Source organism: Caballeronia sp. SL1002 (genome assembly GCF_057814995.1).
Genome location: NZ_JBYMUW010000003.1, coordinates 678,183 through 695,782 on the forward strand (window position 1 = coordinate 678,183; position 17,600 = coordinate 695,782).

At 57.2% G+C, this 17,600-nt stretch carries 16 protein-coding genes; 4 read left to right on the forward strand and 12 right to left on the reverse strand.

Annotated features, from left to right (window positions below; all coding sequences use genetic code 11):
• The first annotated feature begins 173 nt into the window (after nt 1-173).
• Entirely contained in the window at nt 174-1,361 is a 1,188-nt protein-coding gene (locus tag AC3D25_RS20485; protein ID WP_488890268.1) for a hypothetical protein, read from the forward strand.
• Nucleotides 1,362-1,429: 68 nt separating this feature from the next.
• On the opposite strand, the gene AC3D25_RS20490 is transcribed toward AC3D25_RS20485, so the two are convergent.
• The 3 genes from AC3D25_RS20490 to AC3D25_RS20500 all read right to left on the reverse strand — a co-directional run bounded on the left by AC3D25_RS20490 (nt 1,430) and on the right by AC3D25_RS20500 (nt 5,012).
• A complete protein-coding gene (locus AC3D25_RS20490) occupies nt 1,430-2,620 on the reverse strand; it encodes a porin (protein ID WP_488890269.1) in 1,191 nt (396 codons plus the stop codon).
• A gap of 1,244 nt (nt 2,621-3,864) precedes the next feature.
• Nucleotides 3,865-4,128: a PAAR domain-containing protein gene (locus tag AC3D25_RS20495; protein WP_488890270.1), complete on the reverse strand. Its 264-nt coding sequence runs from the start codon at nt 4,126-4,128 to the stop codon at nt 3,865-3,867.
• Between the two features lie 428 nt (nt 4,129-4,556).
• A complete protein-coding gene (locus tag AC3D25_RS20500) occupies nt 4,557-5,012 on the reverse strand; it encodes an RHS repeat domain-containing protein (protein ID WP_488890271.1) in 456 nt (151 codons plus the stop codon).
• 82 nt (nt 5,013-5,094) lie between these two features.
• Between AC3D25_RS20500 and AC3D25_RS20505 the strand changes: the two genes are divergently transcribed.
• Nucleotides 5,095-5,196 (forward strand): SymE family type I addiction module toxin, encoded by a 102-nt coding sequence (locus AC3D25_RS20505; protein ID WP_488890272.1) that lies wholly within the window; start codon nt 5,095-5,097, stop codon nt 5,194-5,196.
• 82 nt (nt 5,197-5,278) lie between these two features.
• Here the strand turns inward: AC3D25_RS20505 and AC3D25_RS20510 are convergent, their stop codons facing one another.
• Together AC3D25_RS20510 and AC3D25_RS20515 are read right to left on the reverse strand one after the other, a co-directional pair.
• Nucleotides 5,279-5,605 (reverse strand): hypothetical protein, encoded by a 327-nt coding sequence (locus AC3D25_RS20510; protein WP_488890273.1) that lies wholly within the window; start codon nt 5,603-5,605, stop codon nt 5,279-5,281.
• 108 nt (nt 5,606-5,713) lie between these two features.
• Nucleotides 5,714-6,091 (reverse strand): hypothetical protein, encoded by a 378-nt coding sequence (locus tag AC3D25_RS20515; protein WP_488890274.1) that lies wholly within the window; start codon nt 6,089-6,091, stop codon nt 5,714-5,716.
• Nucleotides 6,092-6,302: 211 nt separating this feature from the next.
• Between AC3D25_RS20515 and AC3D25_RS20520 the strand changes: the two genes are divergently transcribed.
• Nucleotides 6,303-6,491, forward strand: coding sequence for a hypothetical protein (locus AC3D25_RS20520; RefSeq protein WP_488890509.1), 189 nt, complete (start codon nt 6,303-6,305; stop codon nt 6,489-6,491).
• Complete coding sequence (locus AC3D25_RS20525; protein ID WP_488890492.1) at nt 6,455-6,535, forward strand: SymE family type I addiction module toxin; 81 nt, start codon at nt 6,455-6,457, stop codon at nt 6,533-6,535. Before AC3D25_RS20520 ends, AC3D25_RS20525 begins: the two co-directional genes overlap by 37 nt.
• A gap of 26 nt (nt 6,536-6,561) precedes the next feature.
• Here the strand turns inward: AC3D25_RS20525 and AC3D25_RS20530 are convergent, their stop codons facing one another.
• The 7 genes from AC3D25_RS20530 to AC3D25_RS20560 form a co-directional block, all read right to left on the reverse strand.
• Nucleotides 6,562-6,837: an Imm53 family immunity protein gene (locus AC3D25_RS20530; protein WP_488890275.1), complete on the reverse strand. Its 276-nt coding sequence runs from the start codon at nt 6,835-6,837 to the stop codon at nt 6,562-6,564.
• Nucleotides 6,838-7,173: 336 nt separating this feature from the next.
• A complete protein-coding gene (locus AC3D25_RS20535; protein WP_488890276.1) occupies nt 7,174-7,650 on the reverse strand; it encodes a DUF4304 domain-containing protein in 477 nt (158 codons plus the stop codon).
• Nucleotides 7,647-10,130 (reverse strand): RHS repeat-associated core domain-containing protein, encoded by a 2,484-nt coding sequence (locus AC3D25_RS20540; RefSeq protein WP_488890277.1) that lies wholly within the window; start codon nt 10,128-10,130, stop codon nt 7,647-7,649. Before AC3D25_RS20540 ends, AC3D25_RS20535 begins: the two co-directional genes overlap by 4 nt.
• Before the next feature lie 354 nt (nt 10,131-10,484).
• Entirely contained in the window at nt 10,485-13,655 is a 3,171-nt protein-coding gene (locus AC3D25_RS20545) for a type I restriction endonuclease subunit R (protein WP_488890278.1), read from the reverse strand.
• Between the two features lies 1 nt (nt 13,656).
• On the reverse strand, nt 13,657-14,865 hold the full coding sequence (locus tag AC3D25_RS20550; protein ID WP_488890279.1) for a restriction endonuclease subunit S: 1,209 nt from the start codon (nt 14,863-14,865) through the stop codon (nt 13,657-13,659).
• On the reverse strand, nt 14,862-16,421 hold the full coding sequence (locus tag AC3D25_RS20555) for a class I SAM-dependent DNA methyltransferase (protein ID WP_488890280.1): 1,560 nt from the start codon (nt 16,419-16,421) through the stop codon (nt 14,862-14,864). The genes AC3D25_RS20550 and AC3D25_RS20555 overlap by 4 nt, the downstream gene beginning before the upstream one ends.
• A gap of 298 nt (nt 16,422-16,719) precedes the next feature.
• Nucleotides 16,720-17,553, reverse strand: a complete 834-nt coding sequence (locus AC3D25_RS20560; RefSeq protein ID WP_488890281.1) for an oxidoreductase — start codon at nt 17,551-17,553, stop codon at nt 16,720-16,722.
• Nucleotides 17,554-17,600 lie beyond the last annotated feature (47 nt).

Consider the following 17,600-nt stretch of genomic DNA (forward strand, 5'->3'; position numbering starts at 1 on the left):
ATTTAATCGGGAGTGTTTTATCTATGGGTCAAGCTTATGGGCGCGCGGGCGCGCGCGGCAGAAACGCACGCGCGCCACGCCAGCACCCGCAGTCGCCGGGCGCCGCTCCACAAAAGAAGCAATACGCCAAACCTGCACCGTCAAAAGATCCTGCACAGACAGCGTCGATCCTCATGACGCGAGCTTTCAAGCTGCTCGTTGACGCCGCCGGCGCCGAAAATATCGCGCTCGGTCTCGATTCAAATCTGAACCGGATCGCCGAATTGACCAATGGAGAGCGCTTCACCGCAGAGACCGCTTTTCATATGGAGACAGCGCTTGGATTGCCGGATGGCTATTTCTACCAGCCGAATCCGGTGCTGACGGCTGACTTGATTGCTCGTTTGCGCGCGCCGTTGAAGCATCGCCCGCCGGAGGATGAAGCGAACGATTTCGAAGATCGCGCAGCGAACTATCGCGCGGTCGCACCCGCGCCTGAGCACGTCCTAAACAAATCCGCAGCGGTCGAGGAAGTCGAAATGGCTAAAAGAGCAAACAGAACGAACAGAACAAACGGTACGAACGGTACGAGCAGCGCGGTGGATAAAACGCACCGCGCGGCGGGATCGGAGCGTAGCGCCGTGTCCGCGAGCGCGTCGAGAGCGAAGGGCGTGTCGCGTAGCCGTAGTGCAGAAATCCAACCGTCGCTTGCATTGATCGAGGCGCCTTCGGTTCTGGAAATTCGCCGCGCAAACTTGCATGTTCTGACTGCGCGCAATGGCTCGAAGGCGTTGTTGGGCCGGATGCTGAATATCAGCCAGTCGAATATGGCTCACCGTCTGCATGGCAAGAAGCGACTGGACGACACCGAGGCTACGCGTTTTACCGAAGTGCTGGGATTGCCCGCGGGCTGGCTGGACACGCCGCGCCAGTCGGGCGACGTGCCGCCTGCTGTCGAGGAAATGCTCACGCCAGCGTCGCGAGCACGCGTTGCAGCACAGGCTGCAGACACGACGCCTCAGCAAGAAGCCTCTCCCATTACGAATGGCTTTGCGCTCGACGTGACGGAAGCGTCCGAGTCCGAGTCCGCGTTCGATTCCGATTCCGACCGCAACTCGCAGCCGACACTGGATGAAGCGCCGCTCATCGCGCAGGAAAACGGTACGGCTGGCACCGTCGGCGAGCCGCGGGAAGTGCCGGGCAACAATGCTTCATCGGCGCCCGATGCCTTTCCCTCGACTAGCATGACCGATCTGACGGGCTTGATCGGCATTTCGCCGATCGCGGAAGCGTTGCTCAAGACTTTGGCCGGTAAAGCCCGGACCGGACGCCTGAACGAATCTCAAGCGTTGCAGCTATTGCAGCAGGTAGTTTTGCTGTAGCGGATCGGGAAGGGATGTGTCGTCACGACCGGCATTGAAGTGCCGGTCGTGACATGCACAGAACGTGCTCAGAACTTGTGGCGAATGCCGATGCGTGCAACGAACTGCTTGCCATTCGACGAGAAGGCGGTGGTATCGGTGATGGCCGAGACGGAAGGGCCGCCTGTCGAGTCGTCGCCGAGCGCGCGCTGGTAGAGCGCCATGACGTACACGTCGGTGAGCTTGGACAGGAAGTAGTCGAGCGAGGCGTCGTATTGCAGATACTTACCCTTGTCGACCGCGGTTCCGTTTCTCTCCGTCAGTGAATTGCGCTCGACGTAATCGGATGCGACGAGCAACTGCAGCGCCGGCGAGATCCGGTACACGACATTGACCTGCACGTCGTTGAAGGTTGCCGTGCTGCCTGTCGTGTAGCCGCCGGCCGGGCCGCGGGCGCCAGCCGGCATCGCATTGCTGCCCAGATTCATGAACTTGGCGTTCGTATAAGTCACGCCGACCGTCGCCGGACCGAACGCATAGGATCCGCCGAAGTCGATCACCTGAAACGTGTTCGCGCTCATGAAGCCGGAGTAGATCGGCGTCATCAGGGCTTCGGGCAAGCTCGACGCGGCAGTGCTGAACATGCCGGTGCCTGGGTTGCGCGCGTTCACGTAGGCCGCGCCGAGGGCGACCGGTCCATGGCTATACGAGGCGCCGAGCGACCAGATCTGATTGTTCGCGAAGCTGCCAGCCGTGCCGCCGAGACTGTAGGTTCCGCCAAACTTGAAGCCCGAAAAGTTCGGGCTTGCATACTTGATGGTGTTGTTGTCGTGGTAGTCGATGTTCGAGTTGTCGAGGTCGCCCGGGTGAGCGCCGTACACGCCACCGCCGAGTTGGCCGGCCGCGAGCGGTGCCGCGTAGTCGAATACCGAGTCGTACTGGCGGCCGAAAGTGACCGTGCCGTAGTGAGTCGAGAGGCCGACCCATGCCTGGCGGCCGAACAGCAAACCGTTTTGGCTGAGTCCGCCCGTGTTGACGTTAAAGCCGTTTTCGAGCTGGAATATTGCCTTGACGCCGCCGCCGAGATCTTCGGTGCCGTTCAAGCCCCACCGGTTCCCCTGCATCACGCTGCCGGCCATCTGGTATACGTGGCTGCCTTGTTTGTTGGTGATCATGTCGAGACCTTCGTCGATGACCCCGAACAAGGTGACACTGCTCTGTGCGTGTGCGACGCCGGCTAAGGTGCTAAGCACGGAGAACGCGATAAGCGATTTTTTCATGTGGTAGTTGATTGTTGTTTATTTGACTCAAAACGCCGATCGGAATGCGCCGGGCTTAATTCCTTTTTTGCCGCCAGCGCGTAACCCCTCGATAACCGTCAAGTTAAGCGAGGTAATTCAGTTACGGCTAGAGAGCGAATTGCTATCCAGACCATCTTGCATACCGATACGATTCACACAAAAGCGATCGTTCCATTAACCGTGGAAGCACCGCTTGTCAATCGTGGGCTGCAGAGAAGCGACTGATGTGTTGTGAAATGTTCGCGCTACGCGGCTGGAAAAGAAAATGTAAGCTTGCACCCGCGACGTAATGAATAAAACGATGCCACCATTCAGAGGTCTGTCAAATCAGGGTAAATTCGAAGAACAATGTTGTATCGGGTAATGCGATAACTTTGCTATGCTTTGCGGCGAGGCGCTAAGTGGAGTTTGGTGGTGGATGTTTGCCAGGCTGTTGCGCCGTTTGAGATGGATGTTGTACTTGTCAACGCTCCATTTGCAGTGCAGAGGTCTAGCGGCTTTTCTTTTTTTAGCGCGCTTCTCATCCTTAGGTTCGTACGCGGTTTCGTGAACAGGCGACGGTTCCTGTCCAAGCGTCCTTCGATGCGTGCGGGATCGTCCGGGTAGTACTCGTCTTAAGTGCGAGGAACCATTTACAGGCCCTGCGCCGTGCGCGCGATCGATCTACCTCTGTTAGCGCTCCGCCTTTCGACACGGCCGCAATTTCATTGAATCTCGAACATATGGATGCCCGCCGTCGAGTTAGGGAAGGTCCCGTTTCGTCGAAACCTTGCGTGCGCGCTTTTGTAAAACGATGGCAATTGCCCCTGCGGGACGTTGCCGGGATTACGGTTTCCGCGCCTCTTTGGGGTTCGTTTATGTCCGACGCGGTTGAACAAGCGGCGCTCACGCGAGCTCGATTTAGTCGCATGGTCCAATCCGCCGCGACGCGTTCGATGCAGCCTCGCGGAGCTCGAAATTGATGCCACGCGAAGCCTTGGAGATGCGTACGCTTTAAGCGCGGCATCAACAATGCTTAGTGGTCCCACGGGAGCGCGAAGACGAGCGTCCCAACGGCCAGTTCTGGCTCCGTCGTTCACGGGACGCGACCTCGTACCCCGTTCGAATACTCGAAACAAGACACTTCATCTGCCTTCAATTCTTGAGACCGCGCGGCTTGTCGTCGGCCCATTTCACTTGGGATGAATGCTGCGCGAGTGCGCCCCGTCTCCGATGCAACTTGATTACATCGTCGTCGCGTGAGCGGATAACGCGATAAGCGTGCAACCGCACGCTGTCCGATGCCCATCGAGCGCTACGGGGACGCCGTTATCGAGAATCATGTCTGAACCTTCGATGATCGGATTGACGCCGTGTCCTGGCAGTGGGCAAGACACCAAATCGCCGCGGCGCGCGACCTTGCGCCCTAGTACGTCCATCGTTTCTGAACCGCTGATAATGAAGCCACCGTGGGTGGTGGAGTCGCCTACACAAGCAATAGATGACATGCGGAAAAATCCTTTAAAGATTACGCGAAGACATACGCGATGGGGCGATAGTGATCAAATCGATTTGCGTCATGATGATGCCTGGTCGATCGATTGCGCGGGCCGGACTGCGCGTGTACTCGGCGCGTACCTCGCCTTCACGCGATGCGCCGAGTCGCCTTGCCGCGTCGTAGGCTTCGTCTGACCGGCGAAGCCGGTTTCCTCGATCAACTGGCGGGCGCCTTGCCATTCTCGATGACAGCCGTATTGATTCGCCGACGCTCGTTCGTCACCGGATCTCTTACTGATTTTCCAGCCGCATTCCACAAATAGCATTCGCTTTGAATCGTAGCATTCGGACGTTTCAACTTGATCTGCGCATTGAAGACCTGATGGCGCCGATTACCTTCGACTGCATTTGGAATGCGATCCAGCCCGAGCGGGTCAATTCACCCAAGCGGATTGGGCGCGTATTGATAAACGTTGACGCCACCCGCGAGCCCAATCGGATCTTTACTTATAAACCTTCCGGTCTGCGGATCATAATGCCGATGCCGATTGTAAAACAGCCCCGTCTCAGCGTCCTCATACTGCCCCGGCGCCTGAACAGCACTCCCCACCGCTTCAAGACTACTACTCGCCCGCGCCTTATCCTGCTTGCCGCCTTTAAGCGCACCCCACGCCTTGTACCGCGCAAGCCACACCACTTTCCCCGACTCATCGACCATCTCCTGCGGCGTACCCAGATGATCGTTCTGATAAAAGTACGTCGCATGCCGGGTAGTCGGCGGATATTCGATGAACCGTCCATCCGTACCCGTCTTAAACTGCGCCGCCTCGACCAGAATCTCGTCGAGCTTCGCCAGCGGAACAAACGTCCCCGGTTCGTGCAGATACAACGACATCGTCTGCCACAAATCCTTCGACTTTCAGTGTAACTGGAGCAGGCTCGCGCATCTGCGCACCGAGCCGCCGCTTTATCCGTGGATGAAACTCGCCGGGCGATGGATCGAGCAAGCAGGGTTTGAAGCAAGGCAACGCGTTAGAGTCGCCGTTGAACAGGGGCGGCTCATCATTACCGCCGAGTAGATGCGCGAAGGGCCGCGTAAGCGGCCCTTCATTTTAGCGAGCAAAACTGATAGACGACTCACTTAATGCGTTTCCTGCACTTTTATTTATAAATCGCTGTACAAGTTTTCGTATTAAAAGTGATCTTTACGGATGAGCCGAGTTTCGAAGACCATGGAATGCTTTCATCTTCCTTGCTCACCAACTTTTGAGGGATAAACAACTCATAATCACAGGCACCGAAAGACGAATCTTTAGTGTGAGCACTGTTTTCATCGTAAATTTTGTTTACCCGGTTCCCGTTAGCCGGCTGCATCGTCGTGTTTAACTCATAATGCCAGCCATCGCTAAGTGTTACAGTGGACGTTTCAGCAAACGCAAATTGCGAGGAAAGAGCCAAAAAACCAGCGGCAAGTATTATTTTTTTCATAGAGTACACCCCAGCTTCAAGCAAATAAAAATCCCGGCAGTCGTCAGGGAGAGCTTCGAGACAAAACGGCCCGGCCTGCGGATCATAACACCGGTGCCGATAGTAAAGTTAGCACAAAGGATCGTCGATCGATGACTCTATACAGGGAAATTTAACATTTTTTATCTTCCAAAATAAATCACTTGGCGCGGCCACGATTTCTAGACGCTCACCCACCAATACATTTCCCGTAAAAATATATGGCGAGCTAAAAAATTCTATCCTTAAAGTATCCAAATCATCCAAACCGTCAATAGAAATTTTCGAACAAATCGCCGCCTCCGTCTCTTTGCTTATGTCCATAAAGGCATAGCCCCGGCGTAGGGTATCTGGATAAAAAGCAATCATCGCTCCCCACATGCGTCCGGTATCGTGAGTTAAAATTCCAGAGACAAATTCATCGTACCATTCAAAAATATCCGTAGAAACGACATGTATCTCTTTCATTTTGGCACCTGAAATACGCCATTAAATTCGAGGCGCTTTCATGGCTTGACGCCGACCAACGTCAAGTCATGAAGGAATTGATCGATGGCATGCTGCTCAAGTACACAGCTCGCAGACTTGAAGCACGCTAAGCGGTAAACGAAGCGCGGGCGGTGAGTGCACTAACACTCACCGCCCGCTGACCACCACCAACTCAACCAAGGAGTTGACTATGGCTGACGCCAATCTTAAAGCACGTCCACCCGTTACGGAACGCTTCGTGACCATTCAGCAGTCGCCACGCTTTCAGCGTAACTGGACCAAGCCCGCGCATTTGCGCGCCAAGCCGCCGCTTTATCCGTGGATGAAGCTCCCGGACGATGGATCGAACACGCTGGATTTGAAGCAGGCCAGCGCGTAAAAATCGACGTTGAACACGGGCGGCTCACCATTACCGCCGAATGAACGGAGGGGGCCGCGCGGCCCTTCGTCTATCGGAGCCAATCAACAGCTAGGGTTAGTAGCTCCTGCATATTGCAAGGCCCACCGAAACCATTGAACTCTGTTTCTGTGGCCTTAACCGTAATCCAATCGGTTTCACTGCGATCAATGTCTGTAATCGCTGAATTCCGTGCTGTCGCACCGGTTATTTTCACCTTCCATCCAGGATTGTCGATGTTGGCAATCTCAATGCCGAATGAATGCTCCCAAACTTCATTACATCGCTCGGCGTACCAATTCTGCAAAGCATCAATTAAGTCTTTCATCGGCACAACCCTTGTCGTCTTGCAAGCTCTCGGGCTACTCGGACATCTTGCTTGGTCGCAGCTCTCGTAACTTCCTTTTTCTTGGATGTCGTTACCATGCCGCTCGGCGCGATGTTGATCTTTCTTGTCTGTACATGCGGAGTCGGAATATCAACACCGGTTGCTTTATCAAAGCGCGATGCCCCTTGCAAATCAATATGCCCCTACGTTGCCGGCGTAGCGAACGTAACCGAATTTCGGCCGATCTGATCAGATAGCTCTTGCGCCATCTGGGTCTCGTCTTTCGGACCTTGGATCGTGCTGTCAGTGCATTTCGTAAGGCGGCCCTATTGTTTGTCAAACTTCTTTAAGTAGCATCGCAGGAAATTTTTTCGCGTCATTCAATTTTCGGATTATGTGTCTATCGTGGTTTTTCTCCATGAACGACAACAATCTAAGTAACGTATCTCGAATAAGCTCTGCCAACTTATCTGAGTCTTCCTGCTCAACACAACGATCAATAAGATTAACTAAATTATCTGGCATGCCTGGACAGTTTTCAACTCGGAAACTGACATGCGGCCAAACCGGAGCACTGCTCTTGAATGCGTTCTTTACATCATCATCACTCAACGGACGCACCAGTATTTCTTTATAAAATAAACTAACATTTATATAAAAATACGGGCTGTATGCCGATTTTTGGTGATTAATCAACAACCAATAGTCAGAATACTCAATAAAACGCGTTCCGCCACTACCTTTGAAACCTTCATCCTTGGCCGCTTGTCCAAAGACCTTACCGGTTGCAATACCCTTGCGCTCTGCGATCATTTCGGCACCACCACTTGCTGAGTAGTTTTACCTGTTTGAGGGTCAAGAACCTCTAAGATCCCCTCATAATCTTTACCAGTCATCTTTTTCATGGCGGCACAATAGCGTTTCAGTTGCGCCTTACCTCTTTGAACAGTGGCTGATCGACATGTGCATTTTCTTTCAATTATCGAGCATTCATCATTGTTAATCGCATCAGCCCTCCCTGCATTCGGAATCGACTGTTCCGCTTGATAACCCGACGGATATGGATTAAGACTCGGATTATGATAATCCTTACCTTTTTGTGCATAGGTATTATTTCCGCTGGTCGACGATTTCGCCAATCCGAGCGGGTCAATCCACCCAGTCGGGTTAGACGCATACTGATACGGGTGAATCCCGCCCGCCAACCCAATCGGATCCTTCGAGATGAACCTACCCGTCTGCGGATCATAATACCGATGCCGATTGTAATGCAGCCCCGTCTCCGCATCCGCATACTGCCCCTGCGCCCGAACAGCACTCCCCACCGCCTCAAGGCTACTACTCACCCGCGCCTTATCCTGCTTCCCGCCTTTGAGCGCACCCCACGCCTTATACCGCGCCAGCCATACCACTTTCCCCGACTCATCGACCATCTCCTGCGGCGTACCCAGATGATCGTTTTGATAAAAGTACGTCGCATGCCGGGTAGTCGGCGGGTATTCGATGAACCTTCCATCGGTCCCCGTCTTGAACTGCGCCGCCTCGACCAGAATCTCGTCGAGCTTCGCCAGCGGAACAAACGTCCCCGGTTCGTGCAGATACAACGACATCGCCTGCCACAAATCCTTCGACGTATGCTGCCGCTGCGCGACCGGCACCGAATACTGATCGGCTGGATCGTCGCGAATGAGTTCGATGCGCCGAAATTCCCGTTGCTGGTAAAAGCCTCGACGCGGCGGCGGTGCGTGGAAGCGCTCCTCCATCAGTAGCACGTCGCCGTCCCAAGTGAACACCGTCCGGTCGATGCTCCCGTTCGGGTGCTGAACCTCCTTCAACGTCCGACGCCCGAACGCATCGTACTGAAACTCGACCGTGAGTTCGGGCTCCGACGTGCCTGAAACATACCGCTGCACGCCGTCTGCGCGCTCGACACGATCAACCTCATTGGCGTGCGGCGTCTTCGCGAACCGCTGCACTTCTTTAAGCCGATTCAGCGGGTCATACCGATACAACCACGTCGGCCCGTTCCACTCGACACGACGCGTCAAATTGCCGTACTCGTCGTAGTCGTAGCGCGTGCCGAGGTGTTCGCGCATCAGGTTATCGAGCCACTTCGGCAACGCCTTCTCGTAGTCACGCAGCTTCTGTGCGTCTTCGATACCTCGTTCGTTGTAGTGCAGAGGCGGGCACATCTCGCCGGGATGCGCGCGCAGCCACGCTTCGTCTTCGGCTTTATCCCGTGCAAAGCGCGCCGCGCGTTCCGCCGCGCTTTCGACTTCAGGGCGCACGGGGATCTTCTTCGGATCGACCGGATTGCCGGCGGGATCGAAGGCGAAGATTTCGCTCAGATCGGGACTCACGGCCTTGAGCAATCGACCCACCGGGTCGTAGCCATACTCGGTCACGCCGCGCGTGCGATCGTCGATGCGCGTCAGATGGCCCGCTGCGCTGTACCGCAAGCGCCGCTCGGCGAGCATGTCGTTCGACGCGCTCGGTCCAGCACGACTCACTTCCAGCCGCGCAAGCCGTCCGGTCGGATCGTAGCTGCGACTCTGAGTAAAAGCCGCATGCGACCGGCCCGTCTCCCGATGCAGCTTGTCGCGCTCGAAATCCAGTAGCGGCCGGCCATCGAGCAGGACGCCATGCACGTGCCCCGAGCCGTAACGCAGCCAATCGACCGTGCGCGTATTCGGCAACACGGTCCGTGTGCGGTTACCCAGTGCGTCGTATTCGTGACGCGTTACCGTCACATATTCGGCTTCGTAATCGATGTGAACGCGCTGTTCCTCGGCGATCAGGTTGCCCGCGTCGTCGTAGTGAAAACGCACCGTGCTGCCTTCGGTCTGCGCGGTGCTCAAACGCGCGCGCTGATCGTAGAAGAAACGCTCGCTGATGGTTCCCGAGGGACCGCGCGTGTCGCGCCGGGTCAGTTGACCCAGCGGATTGCGCGTGTACTCGGTGCTGATCCCGCCTCCACGCGATGCGCCGAGTTGTCCCGCTGCGTCGTAGGCGTGGTAGGTCGTCTGACCGTCGAAGCCAGTCTCTTCGATCAATTGGCCTAGCGCATCGTAGCGAAAGCTCATCGCCTGATCGCTTTCGTTGGTCAGTTGAGTGAGCCGCCATTGACGGTCGTATCGATACCCGAGTTTGCGGCCGGCGGCGTCGGTGCGCGAGTACGGCTGGTGGTTGCCATTGTAGTGATAGCGCGTCGGTTGCCCCGCGCCGTCCGTGTAGGTGAGCAGGTTGCCTTCACCATCGTAGGTGAAGCGCTCTTCGATGCCGTCCGCTCGCACGATGTGCGTGAGTTGTCCGCGTGCGTCGTGCCGGAACGAGGTCGCGTTGCCCTCGGCGTCCATGCGCTGAAGCAGATACGGGTCGCCCAGCCGCTCGATCGCCTTGAACGAAACAACCGAGAGCGTGGCAGAAGCGGCGCTTTGTACGTCGAGAAAGCAGGTCTCGTGCGCCGGCGGCGCGACGGATTGACGCTGCGCGCCGTGGTTCTCGATTGTCGACATCTGAAAGGCGATCTCCCGCGTGTAATTTTTTTATGTACACGGGAATCCTAACGATTAGGTGACATCCTATTTCACTAGATAAATCTTAAAAGTGTGGGGAAATACGCATACGGTCGGTTGCGTCGGACACGATCACTGAATGCGCCAGCCATCGCCCGCATAGCGCCGCGTTACGAACTCCCACACTTCGCTGACCTTCGCCTTCCACAGGGCATCCGGATACGGCTCCTGTGGCAAATCGTCCAACCTCGATCGTATTTCCGACCAAACCGCGCCGCGGGTTTCCTGGCCGCGCATCCAGTCCACGCCGTCCACCAGTTCGTGGAGCCTGGCTAGAAGCACCCTAGCCACGCGCTTTACGTCCGTCTTCTCGGCGCTGGTCAGCTTCGGCCCCGGGCTGGCAAGCAGGTCGAAGATCGCCAGTTCTTCCTCCGTCAGTTCTTCGCGGGCGGCGCGCTGTTCCTCGCTGGAGAGGCCGGCGACGAATTCCTTAAGCGCCTCGAAGAATCTCGCCGCGTCGATGGAGCCCGCGTTGTACTCGGCCACCAGCTTTTCCAGTTTCTCGATTAGACCGCCGCGGGTCGGATTGGCTTCGGCCATCTTCTTGACCTTTTCTTCTGCCTTCTCCCGCGCGCGTTCGGCCGCGACCTTCGGGCTCTTCTCGAACAACCTGGACAGCGCGCCGAAATCGATGCCGGAGAGATCGACGCGTCCCTCGGACCCAGCGCCCTCCACGATGGGCGTCAGAATGGCGACACCCTCCAGTTTTTCGTCCAGCAGTTCGGCAATCTTCGCTTGAATGGCGGAAATATCCGTCGGGCCGAGCTTTGCCCTCACGGCGTCCGCCAGCATGTGGAACACCGCAACAGGCTTGAGATAAGGTGCAGCGCGCTCATCGGGCAGCAACGCCTTATAGGCCTTGGTCACCGCACCGGCGAGCTTGCCGAATTCCCTGCGCCGCTCGTCAGGTGCGACCAGCGCTTCTACCGACTTGGCGATAAGGCCGAGACGAACAAGGGCGCCTGCCGCCATGATCGCTTCTGTATCGACGCCCAGCGGCTCCGTGAAACTCTGGACCCGTTCCAGAGCCATTTCCAACGCCTTGACCAGTGCTTCCTTGCCTTTGATCGGCGTTTCGTCCCTATCGGCGCGGCGCGTGCTGCGGGCGTAGATAGCCAACGCCCTCTGGAGATTGTTGAACACACCCACATAATCGACGATTACGCCGCTGGTCTTGCCCGGTGCGTTGCGGTTGGCGCGCGCGATCGTCTGCATCAGCGTGTGGTTCTTCATCGGCTTGTCGAGATAGATAGTGCCGATGCTGGGCACGTCAAAGCCAGTTATCCACATCGCACACACGAAAACGAGCCGCAGGGGATCGCGTTCGTTTTTGAACTTTTTCTCGAGGTCTTCTTTCTGCATCCGCTCGCGATGAAGAAGGATATCGAGGCCTTTCCTTTTCAGGTCGCCGATTTCGTTCTGGCTCTGGCTGACGACAACGGCCATATCGAGCTCGCGCAACCACCACAGCCGCTCCGCAATAGCCGCGCCTCCAGCTTCGTGCGCCGTCTTGAGCGCCTTTTCATCTGCGGCAATGAGCCGGGCAACTGCCGCCTTGACGCGATCATGCATGGAAACGGCAGTTGCCTTGTCGATGGCAACGAACATTGCCTTTCCGCGATAACCGCGCATGGCGAAGTGCAGCGCTACATCGGCGGCGACCTTGTCGAGCCGGTCGGAGTTGGTAATGAGCGTGTATTGACGGCCGAATTCGCGTTCGAGCTTCTTCTCCTGCTCTTCGCTCAACTCCGCGTCGTCGAGTAGCTCGTCGAGTTCTTCCTTTAACTCGTCAGCGTTGAGCTGTAGCTCGGGTTTGCGTGATTCATAGTAAAGCGGCACCGTCGCCCCATCGCGGACGGATTGTGCGAAGTCGTAGACCGAGACGTAATCGCCGAACACCTCACGCGTGCGGCTATCCTCGCCGTGGATCAGCGGCGTGCCGGTGAAGCCGATGAAAGCGGCATTGGGCAAGGCCGCCCGCATGTTGGCGGCGAGCTGGTCATACTGGCTGCGGTGCGCCTCGTCCGTGATCACGATGATGTCGGAACGCTGCGAGAGCACCGGCATCCGCTCACGATCGGCAGTCGAGAACTTCTGGATGAGAGTGAAGATGTAACGTTCGTTCCCCGCCAGCAATTCCCGAAGATGCGCCCGGCTATTCGCCTGCACTTGATGCGTATCCTTCGTGAGAGCGCCGGCGCTAGCGAATTGTCCGGCGATCTGGTCGTCCAACTCGTTCCGGTCGGTCACGACCACAAACGTGTAGTTACCGCCCAGGCGCCGCAGCACCTTTTGGGCGAACATCACCATCGAGAGAGACTTGCCCGATCCTTGTGTATGCCAAAACACGCCGAGGCGGCCTTTATTCCGGGTGACATGCTGCACTGCCGTGACCGCGCGGTTCACGCCGAGCACTTGATGGTATTTGCCGACGACCTTGCGAAGACCTCCCTTGGCTTCATCGAACAGCAGGAAATTTTCGATCAAATCGAGGAATCGGGCTGGCTCGCAAGTGGCTCGCAGCATCGTTTCAAGACTCGGGTCTTCCGGGCCGTCCTCGTCAATGCGTTTCCACGGTGCGAAGGAATCGAAATCGGTATGAGCGCCGCCCATCAGCGATCCATGACCGTTGGAGATGATCACGAAGCCGTTGAACGGAAACAACTGCGGGATGGTGTCGCGATAATCGCGGAGGTTCTCTTCGTAGGCGCTGAAGATCGGTTTGGAAAGCGCTTTCCACTCCGCATGAAGCAGCGGCAGGCCATTGACGAAGCCGATGGTGTCCGGACGACGCCTGTACAGCAGGCCCTCCACCCAAATCTGACTGGCGACATGGAAATCATTGGCCGCGACCTCGCACCAGTCGATGGCGCGAACGGTGACGGTCTCGTTATTGCCGTCAGTCGGGCGCTTGACTTCCACACGGACACCGTCGCGCAGCAAGTAGTAAAACTCGCGATTAGCAGCGATGGGGGAGAGGGCAGAGCGATCCTGCACCAGCGCCTCTTCGGCCAGCTTCAGCGCTTCTTCCGGCAAACCGGGGTTTAGCTTCGTGAGTGCCGCACGCAGGCGGGCCGGGAGCCAGGCCTGGCGGAAGCTGGTCCGACCGGTGGGATTGCTGGGCCCCGGCTTTTCGTCCCTGAGGTTGATGTGCTGCCAGCCCAGGTGCTGCAATAGTGCCAGCGCCGGCTGCTCCACGGCGCCGTCTTCGGAGAATTCGCTGGAGAGGGACGGCTGCGCCATCTTAGGCGGCCTCCAGTTCTCGCTCGGCCTGAGGTACGGAGAGCTGGCCGGAGATCAGGCGGGGGAGGAGGAGGTCGCGCGCGGCGGTGAGGTTGCGATTGGATTGCTCAATATCCCAAAGCAATGCGTAGAGTGGGCTAAGTTGCTTTTCGACCTGATCACGGATCGCCAATGGTGGCAACGCAATTCCAACTCGCTCGATATCCTCACGGCCGACTGCTTTGTATATGGCTCCATTACCGATCAGGTCGGTCGAGTGAAAAGTTGCGCGCAGATGTGCCAATAGAAAGGACGGCGTGCCGATCTTGCTGCGGATCGAGCACACGCCCCGACCGAGTACAACTTCTTCAGTCGCCACGTTGATCCGCCCAACGGGTGCCCTAACACTGAAAAGAATGTCGCCTGCAATAGCGACTTTCTTCCTGTTTTGCGGAGTGCAGAACACGCGGTTACCTGGGAAAAGAACACCAAAATCCGTTACGCCTTGATGAAACGGCAATCCAACCCCGTCCTTGTTCAACAGTTCGGATGGCGGGGATTGGCCCATTAACAGATCGGCCACATTTCCTAAGGACACGATTTGCCACCCGGCAGGCACAACGATTCTGCCGTTATCACCTGCCGCTTGCGGCAGAGTGCCTAACGGTGCAGTAACAAGGAGATGAAACAGCCCCCGCGCCATATCCTCCAGCAACGCGACCCGCCGCCGATTGACCTCGATCAGATCGTCATAAGCCGTCAAAATCCCTGCGATGCGGCGTTGGGTTTCGAGGGATGGCGCTGGCACGAGGGTCTCTGCTACAACCTTGGCATCCGCTCGCTGACGCCCAGACGCACCAGCCATACTTAGAATTGCTGGTTCTCGAATTTCCTTGCTGACAGCAAGGCAGTGGATAAAGCCCGGATCTGCAATGCCCGGCTTCGCTCGCAACACGATGAACTCTGTCGAGCCAAAACCCGGTTTCCCGGCGAGATCGTATTGCGCGATCTTTCCGTTCTCAAGACAGGGTGTGATCCGTGCTAGCAAAGTATCCGCGGGCTCAAATCTGGCGCCGCCAGTCGGTTTGCGCTTTTTGCTGGAGTAAACATACCGACGTCCTGGCGTGACATCTTCCATTGCGACGAAAGGATATTCGACATCGTTCAGCAGCTTGGTTTTAGGGTTGATATCTACGAGCTCGCCAAACGGGCGAAGAGGAAAGGTCGTCATCCTGCCAGCACCTCGGCAACATTTCCCGCGATCACCGCCTGAAACCGCGCCGCCTCGGCGTTAAGCCGCTCCAACTCCTCATGCAAAACCCTCAGCCGCTGGCGGAAATCCTCATCGTCCGTTTTTTCGCCCGGTGCGACGCCCACGTATCGCCCGGGGTTCAGACTCCAATCCTGCGCGGCGATCTCGGCGCGGGTCGCGACTTTGCACAGGCCCCGAACGTCCTTGTAGCCTCCACCACCGAAATACGCGGTCATATCCGTGCCGCTTCCCGCCGTCAATTCCACAGTCGCGCCGCGCCACAAGCGCACGATATTGCCCAAGAACTCGATCTGTTCGAGCGTGAAATCCCGATGGGCGCGCGTCAACTGCCGGAAAATATGGCGCGCATCGATAAACAGCACCTGATCCTCGCGCGCGCTGCCCGTCTTGCCCTTGTCGAGGAACCACAGCGTCACCGGCAGGGTGACGGTGAAGAACATATTGGGCGAGGTTGAGATAATCACATCCACCGCCCCGCTCTCGATCAGCTTGCGCCGCATCTCTCGCTCGGATCCGCCTGCGTCCGAAGCGGAATTCGCCATCACGAAGCCGGCCCGGCCGCCATCTTTGAGCGCTGCATTGAAGAGGCCAATCCACAGGTAGTTGGCGTTGTTGACACTCGGCACGCCCAGTGAAAAGCGCGCGTCCACGTGCCCCGCCTCGTTCACCAAGCGGGCGGCATCGACCTCTTTCTGGTTGAAGGGAGGATTAGCCATCACGAAGTCGAACTTGCCCACCATCTGATGCGGGTCTTCATAATAGCTACTGGCAACGCGAATATCGCCGGAAAGGCCGTGGACCGCGAGATTGAGCCGACACAGCTTCTGCGTATCCGCCATCTTCTCCACGCCGTAGACGCTGATTTCACGCGCGGGATTTGCATTGTGCCGCTTCACGAATTCGGCGGAATGGACAAACATGCCGCCGGAGCCGCATGCCGGATCGAGGATGCGGCCGTGGAAAGGTTCGATCACCTCGACGATCAGTTTCACGATGCTCGAAGGCGTGAAATACTCGCCGCCTTTCTGCATGAAGGCGGAGGCGAACTCGCCCATGAAAAATTCGAAGATCAGGCCATAGGCGTCGCCTGCGATCGCGAGCGGTTGCAAGAGCCTCAGCAGTTCACGCAGCACCGAACTGGGCAGAGAGCCGTAGCCTTCGGGCAGCACACCGGAGGAAAGGTCCGGATTGTGCTCGGCGATGACCTTCATCGCCTCGTTTAGCACCTCGGCCAGATTCTCTGTCTCGGGCAGCCCGAGCAGATAGGAAAAGCGGGCATGCGGCGGCAGGAAAACCGCGCCCTTCGCATGATAATCCGGGGGCGTGGGATTGCCGCGCCGCCCGCCGCGCGGAAGCTCGGCATCCACTATATCGAACCGCGCTTCCATTTGCCGCAGCGCGATTAGTGCAAGCACCGGCTGCGCATACTGGTCCGGTCTCAGTTCGGTATTCGTCCAGAGCTGGTTCGCCGTGGCGAAAAGGCGCCGCGAAAGGTCTTGAAGATCAACTGCCAATTATTTTCCATTGTAGTCATACGTCACCTATAAGTTGGATCCCGGCGAGCGCGGTCGCGATCATATCATTACGGATTACTAAACACGTGTGCGTATTGTTACATCTCTTCGCATCCGCGGGGTATATCAATGCTTCACGGCTTGCGTCGGCGGAGGCCCGCTTTGGTGTCGGCATGCGCCCTTCGACCGTATCCGGTGGTCGAACCACCGTTTCGTGGCTCTCGTTAATGCCACCGATGGGGCGGGGTGGCTGAATGATGCCTTCTACGGGCGCGCTCCGCTCAAAGCCCAAGAACCACTAACCATCCGTCGATCTCGTCACACTTTCCCACGCCTGAAATTCCGCATCGAGTAACGAGAGCTTCTCGCGGACCAACCCAAGCGCGTCGCTTCCGAGCAGAAGATGCGCTGGCGGCTCGTCGCTTTCGATCACGGACAACATCGCCCGCGCCGCTTTCACGGGATCCCCGAGTTGCTGGCCGCTTTTTTCTTCCCGCGCTTTTCTGATCGGATCGAACAGCGCGTCGTAATCCGGAATCACGCGCGCGGTTCGAACCATCGAGCGCCCGGCCCATTCGGTGCGGAACGATCCTGGCGCCACGGCGGTCACGCGGATCCCGAACGGTTTGACTTCCTTGCCGAGGACCTCGGAGATCCCTTCGAGCGCGAATTTGCTGCCGCAGTAGTAGGCGATTCCCGGCATGGTGACGAAACCGCCCATCGATGTGATGTTGAGAATATGTCCGCGTCGTCGCTCGCGCATATACGGCAGCACGCCTTTCATGACCGCCACGGCGCCGAACACGTTGACATCGAATTGCCGGCGCATTTCTTCTAGCGACGACTCTTCCATGACGCCTTCGTGACCGTAGCCAGCGTTGTTCACCAGTACGTCGATCGGTCCCACATTTGCCTCGATTTCCTCGATCACATCGCCGATTGAGTCGAAGTCTGTAACGTCAAGTAGCCGACCGAATGCGTTGGCGGCGTCGAGCGATTCGAAGCGCTGCTTCGCTTCTTCACTGCGTACCGTGCCGACGACCCGATACCCTGCGGAAAGCGCTTCTTCGGCCAGCGCGCGTCCGAATCCGCTACTGACACCCGTAATAAGGATCATTTTGGTTTGTGCCATGACATGAGTCCCAGGCTGATTAAGGAGCTTGCATGTTATTCTCGGAA

What these genes read in the sequence shown, in the direction of transcription:
- AC3D25_RS20485 (WP_488890268.1), top strand. Translation starts at nt 174, where the DNA reads ATGACGCGAGCTTTCAAGCTGCTCGTTGACGCCGCCGGCGCCGAAAAT.
- AC3D25_RS20490 (WP_488890269.1), bottom strand. Translation starts at nt 2,620, where the DNA reads ATGAAAAAATCGCTTATCGCGTTCTCCGTGCTTAGCACCTTAGCCGGC.
- AC3D25_RS20495 (WP_488890270.1), bottom strand. Translation starts at nt 4,128, where the DNA reads ATGTCATCTATTGCTTGTGTAGGCGACTCCACCACCCACGGTGGCTTC.
- AC3D25_RS20500 (WP_488890271.1), bottom strand. Translation starts at nt 5,012, where the DNA reads ATGTCGTTGTATCTGCACGAACCGGGGACGTTTGTTCCGCTGGCGAAG.
- AC3D25_RS20505 (WP_488890272.1), top strand. Translation starts at nt 5,095, where the DNA reads ATGAAACTCGCCGGGCGATGGATCGAGCAAGCAGGGTTTGAAGCAAGG.
- AC3D25_RS20510 (WP_488890273.1), bottom strand. Translation starts at nt 5,605, where the DNA reads ATGAAAAAAATAATACTTGCCGCTGGTTTTTTGGCTCTTTCCTCGCAA.
- AC3D25_RS20515 (WP_488890274.1), bottom strand. Translation starts at nt 6,091, where the DNA reads ATGAAAGAGATACATGTCGTTTCTACGGATATTTTTGAATGGTACGAT.
- AC3D25_RS20520 (WP_488890509.1), top strand. Translation starts at nt 6,303, where the DNA reads ATGGCTGACGCCAATCTTAAAGCACGTCCACCCGTTACGGAACGCTTC.
- AC3D25_RS20530 (WP_488890275.1), bottom strand. Translation starts at nt 6,837, where the DNA reads ATGAAAGACTTAATTGATGCTTTGCAGAATTGGTACGCCGAGCGATGT.
- AC3D25_RS20535 (WP_488890276.1), bottom strand. Translation starts at nt 7,650, where the DNA reads ATGATCGCAGAGCGCAAGGGTATTGCAACCGGTAAGGTCTTTGGACAA.
- AC3D25_RS20545 (WP_488890278.1), bottom strand. Translation starts at nt 13,655, where the DNA reads ATGGCGCAGCCGTCCCTCTCCAGCGAATTCTCCGAAGACGGCGCCGTG.
- AC3D25_RS20550 (WP_488890279.1), bottom strand. Translation starts at nt 14,865, where the DNA reads ATGACGACCTTTCCTCTTCGCCCGTTTGGCGAGCTCGTAGATATCAAC.
- AC3D25_RS20560 (WP_488890281.1), bottom strand. Translation starts at nt 17,553, where the DNA reads ATGGCACAAACCAAAATGATCCTTATTACGGGTGTCAGTAGCGGATTC.